Origin of the sequence: Shewanella maritima, assembly GCF_043643735.1 — a bacterium.
GTDB lineage: Bacteria > Pseudomonadota > Gammaproteobacteria > Enterobacterales > Shewanellaceae > Shewanella > Shewanella maritima_A.
Window position 1 is genome coordinate 84,906 of the sequence record NZ_JBHZSM010000015.1, and the last position, 18,582, is coordinate 103,487.

At 43.4% G+C, this 18,582-nt stretch carries 8 protein-coding genes and 4 tRNA genes; 4 read left to right on the forward strand and 8 right to left on the reverse strand.

Annotation, left to right across the window (positions count from 1 at the left end):
• Window positions 1-2,613 (reverse strand): sensor domain-containing phosphodiesterase, encoded by a 2,613-nt coding sequence (locus ACHUGF_RS15110; protein ID WP_394132447.1) that lies wholly within the window; start codon window positions 2,611-2,613, stop codon window positions 1-3.
• Between the two features lie 220 nt (window positions 2,614-2,833).
• Here ACHUGF_RS15110 and ACHUGF_RS15115 point away from each other — a divergent pair.
• From ACHUGF_RS15115 to ACHUGF_RS15130, 4 genes are all read left to right on the forward strand, one after another.
• Window positions 2,834-2,910, forward strand: a tRNA-Arg gene (locus ACHUGF_RS15115).
• 39 nt (window positions 2,911-2,949) lie between these two features.
• Window positions 2,950-3,025: transfer RNA gene (locus ACHUGF_RS15120), tRNA-His, on the forward strand.
• Window positions 3,026-3,192: 167 nt separating this feature from the next.
• Window positions 3,193-3,269, forward strand: a tRNA-Pro gene (locus ACHUGF_RS15125).
• A gap of 161 nt (window positions 3,270-3,430) precedes the next feature.
• Window positions 3,431-3,507 (forward strand) — tRNA-Pro (locus tag ACHUGF_RS15130).
• Window positions 3,508-3,658: 151 nt separating this feature from the next.
• Here ACHUGF_RS15130 and ACHUGF_RS15135 read toward each other — a convergent pair.
• The 7 genes from ACHUGF_RS15135 to ACHUGF_RS15165 all read right to left on the reverse strand — a co-directional run.
• Complete coding sequence (locus ACHUGF_RS15135; protein WP_394132448.1) at window positions 3,659-5,581, reverse strand: bifunctional diguanylate cyclase/phosphodiesterase; 1,923 nt, start codon at window positions 5,579-5,581, stop codon at window positions 3,659-3,661.
• A gap of 6 nt (window positions 5,582-5,587) precedes the next feature.
• Window positions 5,588-6,241, reverse strand: coding sequence for a transglutaminase-like cysteine peptidase (locus ACHUGF_RS15140; RefSeq protein ID WP_394132463.1), 654 nt, complete (start codon window positions 6,239-6,241; stop codon window positions 5,588-5,590).
• 90 nt (window positions 6,242-6,331) lie between these two features.
• Window positions 6,332-6,940, reverse strand: a complete 609-nt coding sequence (locus ACHUGF_RS15145) for an OmpA family protein (RefSeq protein ID WP_394132449.1) — start codon at window positions 6,938-6,940, stop codon at window positions 6,332-6,334.
• Window positions 6,940-8,349 carry a TolC family outer membrane protein gene (locus tag ACHUGF_RS15150; protein WP_394132451.1) on the reverse strand — a complete coding sequence of 470 codons (1,410 nt, stop codon included), beginning with the start codon at window positions 8,347-8,349 and terminating at the stop codon, window positions 6,940-6,942. Before ACHUGF_RS15150 ends, ACHUGF_RS15145 begins: the two co-directional genes overlap by 1 nt.
• A 23-nt stretch (window positions 8,350-8,372) precedes the next feature.
• Window positions 8,373-9,755, reverse strand: coding sequence for an HlyD family type I secretion periplasmic adaptor subunit (locus ACHUGF_RS15155; protein WP_394132453.1), 1,383 nt, complete (start codon window positions 9,753-9,755; stop codon window positions 8,373-8,375).
• Window positions 9,752-11,932 carry a type I secretion system permease/ATPase gene (locus ACHUGF_RS15160; RefSeq protein WP_394132455.1) on the reverse strand — a complete coding sequence of 727 codons (2,181 nt, stop codon included), beginning with the start codon at window positions 11,930-11,932 and terminating at the stop codon, window positions 9,752-9,754. Before ACHUGF_RS15160 ends, ACHUGF_RS15155 begins: the two co-directional genes overlap by 4 nt.
• A 128-nt stretch (window positions 11,933-12,060) precedes the next feature.
• Window positions 12,061-18,582, reverse strand: a 6,522-nt coding sequence (locus tag ACHUGF_RS15165; RefSeq protein WP_394132456.1) for an Ig-like domain-containing protein, incomplete at its 5' end; no start/stop codon positions are given.

Here is an 18,582-nt window from a genome sequence, read left to right on the forward strand (position 1 = left end):
TTAACATCTTTCGCATTGCGAAGTTGAAGATTGGCACAATTTGCCTTGGCCCAAGGTAAAGCCAAGATTGATGAGTTGCTTTTTTTGCTCTTGCAGATCTATCCCAGCAGTGAATACTTCAAGTCCTAATGCAGTAGCTGATAAAAGGTAGCTTTTAAGTAAACTTTTTTGCTGAGAATTAGTGGTAACTTGGCATACGCTATCGTCAAGCTTGAGCGAAGTTAGCGGCAAAAAGCTGATATTTGCTAAAGCACTATAGCCAATACCATAGCCATTTATTCCAACTTTAATACCGTGATCAGTGATGATTTTGAATGCATTAATATGGCTTTCTATGTCCTTAACTAGGCCTTTCTCAGCAAAAAACAGCTGAATTTTTGCTGGGTCTATTTTGCTCTGAGTTAAGGTGTTTTTCAGGTTGCGCATAGTGTATTTATTTTTCAAATGTCGGCTTGAAACAGGCATGTGCAACATGGTGTCTGCGCCGTAGCGCTGTTTAAGGCAAGGGTAAACGGCATTTATATGAGCAAAAACATATGCATCTAGATGTAAAGTGAGTTGATATTGTTCTGCTAAGTTCGACATTTGTGCATGGTTGAAGCTTTCTTCTGCACCTTGAGTCCATTTTACTCTGGGTTCTATGGCGACAATGTTGTTCGAGACTATGTCGATGACTTCTTCAAAGTACACTTCAATTTTTTGCTGATCTAACGCTGTTTTGAATGCTTTTTCTTGCAGGTGTTTTGACTCAGTGCGTTGCTCTAAGGAATCATCAAATACGACGTAACAGCCTTTGCCATTGGCTTTGGCTTGATACATGGCTGCATCTGCTTCACGTAACAGTGTTTCGCTTGTCGCGGTTTTATGTTGGTCAATGTAAGAAATACCTATACTGGCCCCAGAGGTGAATGCTTGTTTGGCGAGTATGTAAGGTTCTGCTAGGGTGGGTAATATCCGTTCGGCTACTTCTTTAGCGTCATTAAGGCCATTGATTGCACTTAGCAGAATCACAAATTCATCGCCGCCCATTCTTGCTAAGGTGTCGTGCTGACGAATACAGGATTTAAGGCGCTTTGCCGTTTCAATTAAAAAATGGTCACCTTGCTGGTGGCCTAAGGTGTCATTGATCAGTTTAAATCTATCGAGATCAATAAATAGTAGAGCAAATGGATCGAGGTTGAGGCGTCGGTGATTCTTAATGGCTTGATTGAGTTGATCCATCAACAAATTTCGGTTGGGTAACCCTGTTAGTCCATCATGTAAGGCATCGTGGACTAATTGTGCTTCAATATTTCGTCTTTGCTCTATCTCACTTTGTAATTGGGTGTTGCTTGCCTTGAGTGCACGGGTGCGTTTAACCACTTGTTCTTCGAGCTCTTCATGGCTGCGCTGCAGAGATGCCACAGCATTTTTACGGGCAATAGCATTGGCAATGTGTTGAGAAACAAATGTGAGAAATTCGACATCCTTCGCTTTGTACTGATGTTTTTCTTCTAGGCTATATAAGGTCAGGGCTCCTATTACTTCAGCATCGATTATTAATGGAATACCAATCCATTGATGCATCGATTGTGTTCTATTTAGCTCAGGTGTATGGGTATATATCTTTTTTTGTTCAACAAGTCGTTGTATTTCTTGGTTGGTAATGAGCGCAGGCTTTTTATTCGCCATAATAAACTCAGTTAAGCCATCTTCCATGGCTCTGGGCTCTGGCCTACTTGAGTTAAGTTGAGACTTGTAAAAAGGGAACGTCAATTGATTGCCTGATTTAAGGGCGATAAAGCAATTTTGCGCCGGAATTAGGTCACTTAGGATATGGTGCAGTTTTGTATAAAAATGATTCTCTTCAGTGACTGTGGCAGATAAGTCAGCAATTTCAAATAAAGACTTTTGCAGTTGTTCGGCTGTTTCTCTAACTTTCACTTCCAGCTTGAGGTTATGGTAAGCATTACTTAATTCTCGGGTTCGTTCTTCAATAGCAATTTCGAGTTGCTGCTGGTGTTGAAGTCGCTCCATAACACCAGAGATATGTTGTGAGATGAACTCGAGCAATTCGACTTCCAGGTCACCGTAGGTGATAGCTTCATCATAGGTTTGCACTACCAATAAGCCACGGGTTCCATTGTTATTTTTAATCGGCACACCAAGCCACTGATGGCAAGGCGAACCTAAATCTTTAAAGCGGCCTTGTTTGATATATTCATCATATTTTGCTCTATCGCAGTGCAAGGTTTGCTCAGTTTTAAAAGCATAACCCGTGATCCCTTTATTGAGTAATTCAGATATTGTTTGATCTGGGTAAAGATCTGAAGGGTGTGAGTCTTGTTGGTCGTAGAAAAAGGGTAATGTGATAAAGTTTGTTTCAGGCTTTTTATTGGCAACAAAAAAGTTGTCTGCTGGGATGATGTTACGTAGATATTGATGAACGTCTTGGTAAAAATGTTCTAAAGAGTTTGCTTTGGTTGCAATATTAGATATGGCTAATAATGTGTCTTGTATGAGCTTTGAGCGCTTAAGTTGATCATTTAAGCGGGTTAAATGGGTAACTTGTCGCTCTAATGCACTTTGCTGCTGGAGGGAGGTGTCTTCCAAAAAATCAATATCCTTATCCATATTCCTTGTCTTTCAATATCCCGTTTATAAAAAGAAAAACGCAACACCAACTTTTATTTTTACCATATTTATTAAAGTGATCCAACAGATACTCACCTACTTATTAAAAGGTTATTTTTAACCCAACTACTCAAAACTTAAGCAAACAGTGAAAAAAAGTAAAACAGGGCTAGACTCCGAGGCAATTTATCCCTACTATATGCGTCGCTAACCAAGACGGGCGCCCATAGCTCAGCTGGATAGAGCGTACCCCTCCGGAGGGTAAGGCCGAAGGTTCGACTCCTTCTGGGCGCACCATTCCGTGGATACGCAAAGGTTAGTAGATTGAAAGCAGTGGTGACTGTAGCTCAGTTGGTAGAGTCCCGGATTGTGATTCCGGTTGTCGCGGGTTCAATCCCCGTCAGTCACCCCATTCAATCATATCTCTACGTTGATTGATAACGTGTCTCGGTTTGATATTCAAGCTTTGCAAAATCAATTACTCGGTGATTAGCGCAGCCCGGTAGCGCATCACGGCTCTTTATAGGAGTGGAGCAGAGGGTTTACCCTCGAAGTATTGCTCAAATACTAGGAACTTTTCGGTGATTAGCGCAGCCCGGTAGCGCATCTGCTTTGGGAGCAGAGGGTCAGAGGTTCGAATCCTCTATCACCGACCAATTATATACTTTGGTCATTGCTTTAAACCTAGTTTTGAAGTTAACGTACGGAAGTAATACAGAAATAGTGATTAGCGTAGCCAGATAGCGCATCACAACTTAGCTTTCTTTTAGATAGCTAGAGTCGGGCAAAAAGTATTGCTCATGTATCAGGCAAGTCTCGGTGATTAGCGCAGCCCGGTAGCGCATCTGCTTTGGGAGCAGAGGGTCAGAGGTTCGAATCCTCTATCACCGACCACATTAAAAAAGCCACTCTTTCGAGTGGTTTTTTGCTTTCTAGCGCTGGGTAAGTATATATCACTCAGAAAAACCACCTTCCGATTTACTCATTAATAAAAAGCCACTCAAAAGAGTGGCTATGTTGGTGTCTAAGCACTATCGCTTTTGGCTTAGCCGTCAATCACTGTTGGTGGCACAATGAAGCCTTGATACGCATCCAAGCGTAAGCTTTCAAAGCGAGTTAATTGCTGCTCTTGCTGTATGCCTGTCACAATGACTTGTATATCTAAACCTTTTGCTACGTTAACTAAAGCGCGGCAGAGTTCACTGTTTTGTAGACTGTCCTCGAAGTGCGCGAAAGATTGATCTAATTTGACATAACTGGGGCGCAAGCTTTGTAAGTAACTCATTGAGCCAAATTGGCGGCCAAAGTGGTCAATACCAAAGTGTGCACCTGAGTCTCTGATGATATTACACAGGTTTTCACAAGCTTCTAAATCACTATAAATACTGGCTTCAGGTATTTCGAAGCAAATTCTTTCTGGGTGATTATGTGATCTTAAAAATTGTTTTAACCAAGTGTGGAATTCGTTGTTTCGGATACTGTCAAAAGTCAGGTTAATGGCCAGTGGTTCGTAGTTGCGATCGAAAAATTGGCGCTCATTAACAGACTCAATTAAACAGCGATCCAGCATAGTGCCGAGAGATAATAACTCTACATAAGGCATAAATTGCCCAGCATGGATAACTTCACCATTCACATCCAGTTGGCAATAAATCTCCCGCTGACAAACTTCGTTATTTTCGCATAATTGAATAGGTTGCCAACGAAATTTAAATTGTTTGTCATTGATTGCTTTAGTTAAGTTGCTACGCCATTGCTCTCGGCTGAATAACTGCCTTTCTGAGTTTTCATACCAATGGAATGCTTTATTTGCTTTAAGTGCGGCTTGCAGCGCGTTATCTGCCTGAGCTAATAAGTCAGATACCGACATGTTCTCTGCACGTTCAGCAACACCAATGGCAAATAGCTCATTTGGCTTGCTACCCGCTTTTGATATTTCCTGATTAACGGTTCTGATCAGTGCTTGCAAGTATTTAGTCAGTTGCTCGTGTTCTTGATCTTCAACTAAAAAAGCAAACTCATAGGCGGCAATTCTGGCAATAACCGATGGGTTTTCTTTATCGAGATCTTGCTGCAATCTTTCACTCAATAAGCGAATAGTCTCATCACGAACTTGGAAGCCATATTTACTGTGGACCTCTTCTAGCCAGTCAAACTTAGCTAGGTACAATGCGCCTGAACTGGGTTCACTTAACCAGCCGTTGAGGCGGCTGACCATATATTGTCTATTAGGTAGGTTGGATACTTGGTCTATTAAGTTTTTCTTACGCAGCTCTGATACTTCTGAGTCAAGCGAGCTAAATACCTGCTTGAGTTGTGCAGACATGCTATTGAAGGCATTTACCAAGTCCTTTAACTCAGATGTTTTAGGGGTTGGCATATCTGGGCCAAACTGACGGTTAGCCACTTTCTGGGCGTGGTCAGCTATGTTGTGCAGTGGCTTTAAAATCCAGGTTAGTCCTACCCGAGCCATCACAATCGCAACCAAGAATAAGATTGAAAACAGGATGATGGTATTAGAGATAATACGCCACAATTCATGGTAGCCAAAACCTGGATGAGCGGTAATCTCCAGATTGGCTAACTGTAGCCAACCTGAGGTAATGGTGGTTTCTTTTGAAATTGTGTCAAAAATACCTAGTTCGATAAACCATTGTGGTACACCTTGAATACGGATGGCATTGTTCCATATTTGCTGCTGGCCATCGACTAACCAAGTGAGTTTTACCTGTTGGTAATAACCTCCCTCAAAAATCACATTGACTAGGGTTTCTGCGCCTGCGTTATCACCCGCCTCAAGCACGGGGACTAGCATTAGCCCCAGTGAGTTACTGGCATTGTTGAGATCCGACTCCATTTGCTTAGTTAAAAAGCTCTGAGTCTCAGTGATCTGTACATATGCTAAACTTGTAATAGTTAACAAGAAAAGCACAAAAAGTAACGCATAAATCTGCCGGAACAGGGTCATGGGGCACTACTCCATTATTTTCATTTTAGGTTGGCGTAAACGCTCTACACCCAATCGATGTTTAAGGTCAGTCCATTTCTCTAATCGAGAAGAAGAACCAGCAAGCTGGCCTCGACCTTTTTCTTTGTTTAACCACAGCTGTTTACCGTTAAAACTGTATACGGGTAATAAATCATTACGCTGAGTTGCAGGTTTTATTTGCTTATCTAAGTTATCTAGCACCAGTGGAATTGCGCTGGGTTTTTCATAGTAAGCCAGCACCATATGGTATTGGTTTAACGAGGTCGCTTTTACCATGGTGATCCGCAGCTTTTCTTCCGGAATACCCAGTTGTAATAATGTGAAATACTTTGCGATTGAAAAGTCTTCGCAATCACCACCACTGACACCAATGAACTCCATCGGTGATGCCCAGTAATTGGAGTCACCCCAAAGCTTGGCATCATCAATAAAGCGGAACATATTGAAAAAATTATTCACATTTTCCAGTTTTTGCTTGTCACTCAAACTGGCTGATTCATCTAAAATTTTGAACCAAGCTTTGGCACGCAACCCAGCTCTTTCTCCGTAGCTGGCTTTAAGAGCATTGATAATTTTGGTTGAATCTAGGTTTTGAGTTGGCGAGGCGTATAAGCTTGATACCAACAATGCCGTGACCATGACAAAGGCATGGCTCAGTTTGTTGGTATATGACTTAATAAATGAAATACCTACGCCGCTCAAATTGAGTTCCTTTCAAGCTAAAACTGGTTATTCGACTTCCTCATCCACAGTATAGATATGCCACTTCATTTCTGTTTGAGTGCCATCACCTTTAACTGATGCAATTACACGGCGGTTTAACCGACGGCCTTCCTCTGTTAGGTTATCCGCAATCGGTTGATCGTAGCTGTACCCTACGGCTGTCAGACGTGATGCATCAATGCTAAATTGGTCTTGCAAAACTTGAGTTACCGCTTCAGCACGGTTTTGAGAAAGTGCAAGGTTGAGCTCATAGCTTCCAGATTGACTACAGTGACCTTCGATGGTGACAATGGCTTTTGGATAGCGCTGCATCAATAATGCAACTTGCTCAATTTGACCATAATATTCTGGTTCGATGTGATAGGAATCGTTTGCAAAAAGAATTTTTAGCTCTTTACGTTCATCAATATTGGTAATTTCACCACAACCAAAGTTATTAATGTCTGCACCTGTAATAGTTTCAACACAACGGTCGCGGGCAGTAATGACACCATCTCCATCAGGATCGTAAAGGTCAAAACTTTGTTGAGTAGGGTGCTCCATTTTCACTATTTCACGTGAAGAGCAACCTGTAGCTGCCATGGCTAAAGCTAATATTATCATTAACTTATTCATTATTTCACTCCTCCTTCATACTCGCTTTCACCACGCCATACTGCTGGTCGGGTTACTCTTAGCGAATCGAGCAACTTTCCTGCTGAATTCAGTACACGATACTTTGCGACAATTTCATCATATTCTGTACGAAGGTAATCTTTTCGAGCTTCAAATAACTCATTTTCGGTGTCCAGCAAATCTAACAGGCTACGTTGGCCAAGATTAAACTGCTGGGTATAAGCTACCTGTGTTTGTTTTGCAGCCGTCACATGCTGGCGAATGTATTTCTTCTGTGGGTACAATGCGTCATAAGCATTCCAAGCTAAGCGAGCTCCTTCGATCACTTGACGGCTAGCGCGTTCGCGGATTTCTTTGGCTTCATTGATTTTATATGCAGCTTCTTTTTCACGATATAAGTCCTTGCCGCCAGAAAATAAATTGTACCTCATGCGAACCATGCCCACTAAGTTGTTGTTATGGCCACCTACATTTTGGCTGGCTATCGCACTGAAGCCATCTTCCCCTTGAGTATCATTATTCCAGTTACCCTCTATTTCTAGCGTAATCGTTGGGTAGTAACCAGATTGAGATGACCTACGCTCCATTTTTGCTGCTTCAATATCATTTGCCGCCGCTTTTAAAACAGGGTGAGTATCTAGCGCTGTGCTAATTGTTGAAGGCAAATCCTGTGGCAGCATGTCGTTATCAGGCACAGGAACGATTAAGTTTTCTGGTTCTGCTTCGACTATTCGCACGAATTGAGCGCGAGCATCCTCAAGGTTATTCTTAGCTGAGGCTACATTGGCATGTGCACGGGCAAGGCGACCGGAAATTTGTGATAAATCAGCAATAGAACCTAAACCTGAATCGGTACGCTGCTTAATTTGGTCATAAATTTCTTCGTGACTTTTTAGGTTTTTATCAGCCAGAATTAAAACTTGATCGGCTTGAATATAGTTAAGGTAAACTTTACTGACTTCAAGTGCCATGTCTTCTGCAGCGGCAAATAGCGCCCATTGCTCAGCACTCGCTTCATATGAATAACGGTCAATTTCATTACTGGTCATGAAGCCATCAAACAGCATTTGTCTTATGCTAAACCCAGCTTCACCTCTGTTCAGTTCAATGACGCCTTCGTCATTAACATCGCCTTGTCCAGCTTTTCTTCTAGTCGAGGGGCTATTGGTTTGCTCCCAGCCATAACCTGCGGTTATATCAACTGTAGGCATGTAACCTGTGTATGCTTGGTTCACTTGCTCCTCGCGGATTTTAAAGCGGTTGAATGCAATCCGTAATTCAGGGTGAGTGTCAAGTGTACGTGCAACAGCTTGCTCTAACGACTGGCTATATGCTGTAGGCACAACCAGCATTGATAAAGCCAGTGCCAATGCACTAAGCTTTGTACGCTGATTATTTAATGTGCTCATTTCAAAAAACCTCCTGGTCTTTTTTATCGCTCGCGAAGAGCGGTATCCTTAGCTCTTAGAATAGGGTTAAATATGTACTCAAGAATCGATTTTTTCCCGGTGATAACATCCACTGTCGTGAGCATTCCGGGAATTATTGGCATCTGTGTGCCATCATCTTTATATAAAACGGACTCTTCAGTCCTTACTCTTATGGTATAAAAACTGTTGCCTTCTTCATCCTGTGAGGTGTCAGCACTAATATGTTCCACCGTGCCTTTTAAGCCACCATAACGGGTAAAATCATATGCTGTGACTTTAACGACAGTAGGTAACCCCGGATGAAGAAATGCGATATCCTTTGGCTTAATTTTGGTTTCAATTAATAGCTTGTCTTCAGATGGGACAATTTCAATAATTTCTTCACCTGGCTGAACCACGCCGCCAAGCGTGTTGATATGTAAGGTTTTAATGGTGCCGATAACAGGGGAGGTGATCACCGCCTTGCTGACTTTATCAAAAGCGCCAATCTGTGCTTGGTTCATGCGAGACAGGTTATTTTGTGTTTCATTTAGCTCGGCGCGGACTTCCGCGGCATAAACGAATACCGCTTCTCGGCGCTTTAAAATCGCTTCATCGGTTGCGGCTTTTAGCTTAGGACGAAGTAACCTTACCGTTTTAAGTTCACCTTGAATGTCGTTAACTGTTCGCTCAAGCTTGAGTAATTCAACCTCAGGTACAATGCCTTTTTCTGCTAATGGACGAGTTAGCTCAAGTTCACGTGAAATGAGTTGGAAGCTGGTCGTTAATGTGCTGATTTTGGATGAAAGCTCTTCTGTTTCTTGTTGGCGTTGTTGAATTTGACGCACAAGAATTTCCAACTGGTTACTGAGGTTATCTAGCTTGCCTGAGTATTCTGCCTGTTGTCGTTTAATTAACTCAGGCTCCTCTTCAATGAGTCGTTGTGGGAATACTAAAGGCTGCTTGGTAATTTTTACCTGTTCACGCCAGTTTGCACTCATATCCGAAATCAAAATACTGTCTAATTCTGCACGCATCCTAATTGCATTCGCTTCGAGGCCAATGACTTCTTGTTCTTGTTGATCAAAGTCTGAGCGAAAGCGAGTGTCATCAATACGCGCCAGAGGCTGACCTTTTGTGACTAATACACCTTCTTGAACGAAGATTTCTTGTAAGATACCACCATCAAGGCTTTCAATGATCTGCACCTGTGATGAAGGAATGACTTTACCTTCACCCACAGTAACCTGATCAAGCTCGGAGAAATAAGCCCAAACGAAAAAGCACAACATCATGCCAGCTAATGACCAGATAATAAGCCTATGGCCTGAAGGCGCATCGGTCATAATTGCACCGAATACATCATCAGCCATTTCTAGATCTTCAGTGGTCAACTTTTTACTCATCGAGATTTTCCTCCCGCGAGTATGCCTTCATTGATTTTTTTCAATACCTGATCTTTGGGACCATCAGCAATCAAGTGGCCGCGGTCTAATACTATAATGCGATCGACTAAGTTAAGCAGATGCATTTTATGAGTAATGAGCAGTAGGGTTCTGTCTTTGGTGACTTGACGCATTGACTGAGTGAATTGCTTCTCAGCACGTGCATCTAGACTTGCAGTGGGTTCATCCATTAACAGTACTGGCGGGTCATTCAGTGTGGCACGGGCGAGGGCTACGGTCTGGCGCTGACCTCGGCTCAATGATAAACCGCCTTCCCCCACTTGCTGATCGAGCCCTTCTGATTCTAGGTTAGTAAAGTGACTGACTCCTGAAAGCTGAACTGCTCGCATGAGTTGGTGTTCACTGACTTGGCGTGAACCGAATAATATGTTGTCACGAATACTGCCGTGGAATAGGGTGATATCTTGTGGCAGATAGCCAAAGTTTCGGCGCAAATCACTTGGGTGTATTTGGCCTGAATCTATGCCGTCATAACGTAAGCTACCATCAGTGGGTTTGTATAAGCCCACCAATAATTTAGCTAAAGTAGATTTGCCAGACCCATTGCGACCGATGATGGCAACTCGCTCTCCCGGATTTATCGATAAAGACATAGGGTAGAGTGTGGGCTTCTCGGTATTAGGGAAATTAAAACTAATATTGTCAGCGTTAATTTTACCATTGAGCCTTTGGGTGCTAACCAGGTTGCCTTTATTTTCAAACTCGTCTTCTTCATTCATGATTTGATCAAGCTGACGTAGTGAGCTGGCAGTATAGTTACCACGAGTGATGAGTCCTGCTATCTGAGCCATTGGACTAATTGCACGACTACCGAGCATAACAGCTGCAATGATACCACCCATGGATATTTCATAATCAGCTACGCGGTACACTCCTAAAATAACAATACAGACAACACTGAACTGCACGATAAAGTTAGCCACGTTGGTCACTGAGTTAGTCAGTTTCTTGGTTTTCAGGTTCCAGTTTGCCGTGTGGCCAATCATTTGTTGCCAGCTTTTTTGGACAAGACCTTCTGCGCCATTGGCTTTTACTGACTCTAAGGCGTTCAAGCTCTCGACTAAATGACCATGCTTTAAGCTGGCGAAGCGATTGCTTTCTTCAATCGCTGCTTTCAGTTTGGGCTGTATATACAAAGTGAATGCAATGATCACAATGCCTGCTGCTATTGGGATAATCGCTAAATCACCCGCGACTACATAAATCACTAGGATAAACAGTAGCGCAAAAGGAAGATCAACTAGTGCGGTTAAGGTGGCCGAAGTAAGAAACTCTCTAATAGAGTCGAACTCACCGAGTTGTCTTGCCATGCCACCTACACTAGGGGAGCGTTTAGATAATGGAATACCAATCGCTTTTGCAAATAGTTGTGACGAGACAATAATGTCAATCTTTTTCCCTGCCACATCAATTAAGTAACTTCTTAATTGCCGAAGTACGAGGTCAAATAGATAAGCAATACCTGCACCAATTGCTAACACCCATAATGACTCAAAAGCCAAATTGGGCACGACTTTGTCATAGACGTTCATGATAAATAATGGTGATACCAATGCAAAAAGGTTCACCAATACTGATGCAATGAGTACATCTCGGTAGATAGGGGCTGCACCTTTAATACTTTGCCATAACCAGTGGGTGGTATTGTCATGTACGTGAACATCAAAGCTTTTGTCACCACGATATTGCTGTTTGACTAAAAACAGGTAGCCCACATAGAGTGATTCAAGCTCTTCAATGCTGAGTTGTTTTTCACCCGCAGACTCGGGTAGCTGGATAACCGCTGTGTCTGATTCAATATCAATTTTTCGCAGTATGCAGGCTTGTTGGTCTTTTAGCAGCAAAATGCAAGGTAAAAGAATATCTGAAATTTGGTTGAGGTTTTTTCGAGATAGCTTGGCAGTTAACCCCGCTCTGGCGGCAGCCTGAGGGAATATCTCCGGCGTAATTACGGCACCAGATAAAGGTAAACCCGCAGCGAGCGAGTCTATGGAGCAAGGGTTTCCAAAATGCTCAGTTAAAATGACAAGAGAGTCCAGTAACGGATCAACATTGACACGCTGAGATGCCTGAATGCTCCATTGCTGCTGCTTTTCTGTCGAAGCCGGTTGCGCCAAAAACTTATCCTTAAGTGGTTATTATTATTTATTTTTTGTTTATTTTGTTATTTACTTGCTGTTTATTCGTTAGCAATAATATCCCTGCGCCCTATATTACTATAGGACGTAGGATAATTGCTTTATTTTTACGGGATGATATTGCCGTTATTTTCATCAAGAGGTGCAAGTGCATTCGTATTTGATATGCCCGCTGCGTCTGATGGACTATCATCAGTGATGATTAATGCGCCATCATTGATTAAGCTATTAATCACATCCCCTTCGTTACTTGTACCGTAATAATCAAGAGACGATAAATCTACGCCATCTAGAATGATGGTTTGATCTACATTGCCGTCGCCATCCACATCAATTTCGATAGTGGTATTACCGTTGTTGAAGCTGAATGAAAGATAATCACCAAGGTTTGATTCTGTCTCGCCTTGTAATAGGTCACTTAAGTCAAGCTTGTCTTCACTAGTATTAAAATCATCAATAGTGTCGATGCCCGTATCATTTTGCGTCCAGACAAAAGTATCATTGCCTTGACCGCCCACAAGTAAGTCGTCACCTAGGCCACCGATAAGTACATCATCACCATCGCCTCCGATTAATAGATCACCACCTTCACCACCGACAAGTACGTCGTCGCCGTCACCACCATCGAGAATTGCCCCCCCCATTAACAGCGTTGCTGTGGCACCATTATTACCATCAGAAACGTATACGCCTGTTTGAGTGGTTCCGTCACTTAAAGTAACTGTAAATGTGACAGCCCTAGAAGCAAACTCTTGGCCTCTATCATTACCTAATCGGTCTGTGCCTACCGAGAACCATAACTCATCACCATTAGTAAAATCATTAGCGTCAAACGTAGCTGTTAAAACAGAGTTTTCGTCAGTGAAACTGAACATACTGGTGTTATTAATTCCTACTGTATCGTCACCAATTTCAAAGCGGTCATCGGTGTCAAAATAAGCATTGTTGTCACTCCCCGCTCTAAGGTCTATAGAAATGCTAGTAATATACAAACCCGCAATAGCACTATAAAAAGTAAAACCTACTTGATTTCCGCCGTTTGTATCGTTGGTATTTCCTGGTTTTACTGTTGCGTTTACTTGAATATCTCCAGGATTACCTGAACTAGTTGCAATGATAATGTCATTTTCAGCCGAACCAACCAGTCTGTTTCCGGTAATAAATTCAAAGTCAACATCTGCACTGTCGGTCGCGCCGTTTCCGTCCAATTGATAATTGAAGCTTGAATCATTAGTGGCATTAACTACAGTGACAACGTCACCATTTAAGCTGCCATCGCCAGTGACTGAAGTGATACCTGTCTCATAAGGGGATTTATCACCGTGAGTGAGGTACTCAACAGGAATATCAATGGTGCTGCCTGCGGTTAAGTTAGTGATAACATTATTGGTATTGGCATCGACACCTGCGTAATAATCAATATTAAGCACAAGCTCTAAACTGTCGCTGTCGCCGTCGCCATCCGTTACAGTAACTTGGAAGTTTTCACTCTGGTTAAGTACGTTGCGATCAACTTCGATAGTATAACTGTACTCGCCAGTGACAAAATCGATAGTGAACTCACCACCTAATGCTGTTGTGATGACTTGTATTTGATTTGCTAGGTCGAGTGAGTAAACAGTACCATCGATAGTGATGCTGGTAACAGTACCACCATCAGCACCAATCAATACGCCGCTGCTTGATGAGGCGCTTAAAATACCTAGGTTACCTGAGATGGTATTTCCGTCGAAGTAATTGATGATTGTGCTGGTTAAGTCATCAGCATTGTCAACTTGTACAGCGTACTCTTCATTACCATTTGGCTCTGGATGAGAGATTGGGAAAATCTCAGTAAGGTCAGCATTACCGATACCAATACCAAATGCAATGTCATATAAGGCTGCGCCGTTAGCTCCGTTTGCTAGGTAGGCTTCCCAAGTATCCTGTAAATCAGAATCTACTTCACCACCGTCATTGGGTTCACCGTCAGAGATAAAGTAAAGCAAGCTTTGATCAGCAGGAGGTAAAGTACCGCTATTCATCACTTCATCGAGTGCTTCTGCGTAATTAGTACCTCCGTTAGCGATTAGCGCTTCAAGTGCTTCAATTGCCGCTGCAATGTCGTCAACCATCCAACCTGTGGTATTTGCACTGCTCGCAAAACTCACTAGCTGAACATTTACGTTACCGGTTTTATCCACCTCATGGATCAACGCAGTGAGCGCTTCAACAGCCGTTTCTAGGTAAGTTTTACCATTCCCCGCTGAGTAATCCATACTGCCTGACACATCTAGTACGATTGTGATATTAGTGGTAATTGGATTTGCATCCGACATTAAGTTTTGTTGGATGTTGTTGGTGATTGGTGCGTCATCAACAATATCGACGGTTAAGCTGCCGTCATCTGAATTACCTAGTCCATTAGTGACCTGATAGTTAAAGCTTTCTGAGACTGAGTCACCATCACTATTACTGTTTAAGGTGTATTCATAATCACCAGCTCGGTTGTCAGCAGTATCTTGAGTGTAAACTCTCAACTCACCCAGTGCGGTTGTGACCGTAATGATGCCATTAATAGGTGTGATACCTTCTACTTGCATGATAACGGTTGAACCACTGATACCTTCGTCATTATCCAGTAGATTACCCGTGACAATATTGCTACCGTCACCTTCAGTGGTACCACCTGCAATGCCTGATTCATTAACCGTTGCAACATCATCGTTAATCGATGGTGCTGAGTCTTGAACCATAGTCAATAATGCTTGGCTAGAGTTACCATCTGCATCAGTCAAGGTATATGTAATCAGTGTGTTTGGAGCGGTTTGTCCATTTTGTTCTGGCACTGTAGAGACAAAGCTATAACTACCATTTCGGTTGATAGTAATAATACCTTCGCTGGTAGTGACGGTAATATTGCCATTAGCATCGAAACTGTCATAAATCGTGTCGCCAATGGTGATGCTTGTTAGTTCAGTATCATCCGCACCAATGTTATCAACACCGCTGCCATCAGTACCTTCACCTGTGATCACATTGCCATATGCCGTGCCACCAAAGCCGACACTGTCTACATCGTCATTGGCATCGGGGGCTGTATCAGTGACATCAATGATCACTTGAGTCCAAGCGCTGTCTTCATATCCATTACTAGCTTTATAGTAAAAACTATCAGTGACGTTGCCTGCACTATGGTCAATATTGCTCGGTGCTTGATAGCTAAAGCTACCATCAGGATTGATAGTTACCGTGCCGCCTAATGCTGTGGTGATGGTATTGCCAGAGGTATTCGCGTCAATCTCGCCTGTACCAGTGATGTCTTGAGCAAATGCAGCTACGGTAAGCGGGTTACCTTCTAAATCAGTGTCATTACCAACAAACGAACTGTCAGATAGTGCCAACACAGAGCCTTCAGCTGCAGAGAAGTTATCGTCATCTGCAATGGGTGCGTCATTAGCACCAATGATGTTAATGGTAACTGTGGCTGTATCAGTGGCGCCATTAGCATCGGTAATGGTATAGGTAAATGTATCTTGATCAACTTGTCCTGCAGTTAAGCTATCAAATGCATCGTTAGGGTTGTAGCTGTATGTACCGTCACTATAGATAGTCAGTAATGCGCCACTTGGCAGTACCACTGTTGAGCCATTAGTTACTGACGAGCCATTTATGGCAGTAATTGAGAAATTATCGCCTTGTAGGTCAGTATCATTAGCAAGTAAACCCGTCGTTGGATCATTAATGGTAAGCGTTTGATTTTCACCTGTGACAATTGCACCTTCTCCTAAACCTGCCCCCGTGGCGGAGATTGAAGTTAGTACGTAGTCTGATGAATCACCGCTCAATATTGGATCAGCATTATTGGCTGCTTCAAATACCAAGGTGTCGAACACGGCGTCACCGGTATCAATATTGAATGTGCCTGTTTGCCCTGTTGGATTGCTAAACAGGCCAGTAGCGACAAGTTCGCCATTGTAATAGGCTTTCCACACACCTTGTTCAGCAACATTTTCATCTGCGAATAATCTGGCTACAGAGAACTCAACCTGGTTAACCAGCTCATTGAATTGAATTTCAATCCCTTCTGAGCGGCCAGTTACTGGATCAAATTCAATTTGTGATGAGATTTTACCGTCAGTACGAATACTGCCTGCAACACCAATCCCTTCTCCATTGATAGTTGAGAAATTACCTTCAATAAGGTTGCCATTACTATCGTAAGTCAGCGCGCGCATGGTAAACATTGGGTTACCATCGCCATCTACTGGGATTAGTGGGCCAGAAGTGAAGTCGGCTACGACAGAGTATGCAGCACCTGCCTCACCGTCATTTTCGGCATCTACATCATTGTAATTCAGTGTAACCGTGGCAGTATCTGTTCCGCCTGCACCATCTGAAACAGTGTACTCAAAGCTAGGGATGCTGGTGGTTGTGCCATCATGAGTGAAGGTGAACTCTCCATCTTCATTGATAATCAGTGTACCGCCATCAATGTTGACTGTTGCTGCACCTGCAACAAACGTGAGCGCAGCTCCATTGATATGAGTAATGGTTAGATTATCTCCGTCAATATCAACATCCTGCCCAGCACCAGTATCATCATCAATAAGGTTACCAGTGATTTGTTGGTTCTCATTCGCGACATAGGTATTGTCAATTGCATCTGGTGCATCATTTTGTGGTGTAACTATGATGGTTAATGTTGCTGTCAAACCTGTATTCGTCATATAAGTAATGACAGGTAAATTACCACTCCAATCTCTTGTTGGCGTGAATGAGTATGAACCATCAGCATTCAATACTAACGTGCCGCCTTCAACTGTAACTGAGTCACCTGCGTTGTGAATCGTGTTGTCGCCGGCAACCGTGAAGGTCGCCACAGTTAATGCATTATCGACGTCAGAATCATTGGTTAGCACGTTACCTGTGGCAACGGTATCTTCCGCCACGGTATTGCTGTCGTTTTGAAGCACAGATGCATCATCAACTGGCGTGACTTCAATAGTCAGTGTCGCTGTTGAGCCTGTATTGGTGGTGTAAGTGATCACCGGCAGCGTGCCGTTCCAATCAGTGGCTGGCGTGAATGAGTACGAACCGTCAGCATTCAATACTAACGTGCCGCCTTCAACTGTAACGGAATCACCTGCGTTGTGAATGGTGTTGTCACCGGCAACCGTGAAGGTCGCCACAGTTAATGCATTATCGACGTCAGAATCATTGGTTAGCACGTTACCTGTGGCAACGGTATCTTCCGCCACGGTATTGCTGTCATTAACCAAGACAGATGCATCATCAGCAGGTGTGACTTCAATCGTCAGTGTCGCAGAAATACCTGTATTGGTGGTGTAGGTGATGACAGGTAAAGTACCGTTCCAATCTTGTGCAGGTGTAAAGCTGTAGCTACCGTCAGCATTTAATACTAAGGTGCCGCCTTCAACCGTGACCGAGTCACCTGCGTTGTGAATGGTGTTGTCACCGGCAACCGTGAAGGTCGCCACAGTTAATGCATTATCGACGTCAGAATCATTGGTTAGCACGTTACCTGTGGCAACGGTATCTTCCGCCACGGTATTGCTGTCGTTTTGAAGCACAGACGCATCATCAACTGGCGTGACTTCAATGGTCAGTGTTGCAGAAATACCTGTGTTGGTGGTGTAGGTGATGACCGGCAGCGTGCCGTTCCAATCAGTGGCTGGCGTGAATGAGTATGAACCGTCAGCATTCAATACTAACGTGCCGCCTTCAACTGTGACTGAGTCACCTGCGCTGTGAATGGTGTTGTCACTGGCAACCGTGAAGGTCGCCACAGTTAATGCATTATCTACATCGCTGTCGTTATCAAGCACATTACCTGTGGCAACTTGATCTTCAGCAATAGTGTTAGTGTCATGGGCAATAATAGAATCGTCATTTTCTGGAGTGACTTCGATTGTCAGTGTCGCTGTTGAGCCGGTATTGGTGGTGTAGGTGATCACCGGCAGCGTGCCGTTCCAATCAGTGGCTGGCGTGAATGAGTATGAACCGTCAGCATTCAATACTAACGTGCCGCCTTCAACCGTGACTGAGTCACCTGCGCTGTGAATGGTGTTGTCACCGGCAACCGTGAAGGTCGCCACAGTTAATGCATGATCTACATCGCTGTCGTTATCCAACACATTACCTGTTGCAACGGTATCTTCCGCCACAGTATTGCTGTCGTTTTGAAGCACAGATGCATCATCAACAGGTGTCACTTCAATGGTCAGTGTCGCAGAAATACCTGTGTTAGTGGTGTAAGTGATCACCGGCAGCGTGCCGTTCCAATCTTGTGCAGGTGTAAAGCTGTAGCTACCGTCAGCATTTAATACTAACGTGCCGCCTTCAACTGTGACTGAGTCACCTGCGCTGTGAATGGTGTTGTCACCGGCAACCGTGAAGGTCGCCACAGTTAATGCATGATCTACATCGCTGTCGTTATCCAACACATTACCTGTTGCAACGGTATCTTCCGCCACAGTATTGCTGTCGTTTTGAAGCACAGATGCATCATCAACAGGTGTCACTTCAATGGTCAGTGTCGCTGTTGAGCCTGTATTAGTGGTGTAGGTGATGACAGGTAAAGTACCGTTCCAATCAGTGGCTGGCGTGAATGAGTATGAACCGTCAGC

Excerpts from the sequence above, each read along its gene's own strand:
- ACHUGF_RS15110 (WP_394132447.1), bottom strand. The coding sequence starts at position 2,613 with ATGGATAAGGATATTGATTTTTTGGAAGACACCTCCCTCCAGCAGCAA.
- ACHUGF_RS15135 (WP_394132448.1), bottom strand. The coding sequence starts at position 5,581 with ATGACCCTGTTCCGGCAGATTTATGCGTTACTTTTTGTGCTTTTCTTG.
- ACHUGF_RS15140 (WP_394132463.1), bottom strand. The coding sequence starts at position 6,241 with ATGGTCACGGCATTGTTGGTATCAAGCTTATACGCCTCGCCAACTCAA.
- ACHUGF_RS15145 (WP_394132449.1), bottom strand. The coding sequence starts at position 6,940 with ATGAATAAGTTAATGATAATATTAGCTTTAGCCATGGCAGCTACAGGT.
- ACHUGF_RS15150 (WP_394132451.1), bottom strand. The coding sequence starts at position 8,349 with ATGAGCACATTAAATAATCAGCGTACAAAGCTTAGTGCATTGGCACTG.
- ACHUGF_RS15155 (WP_394132453.1), bottom strand. The coding sequence starts at position 9,755 with ATGAGTAAAAAGTTGACCACTGAAGATCTAGAAATGGCTGATGATGTA.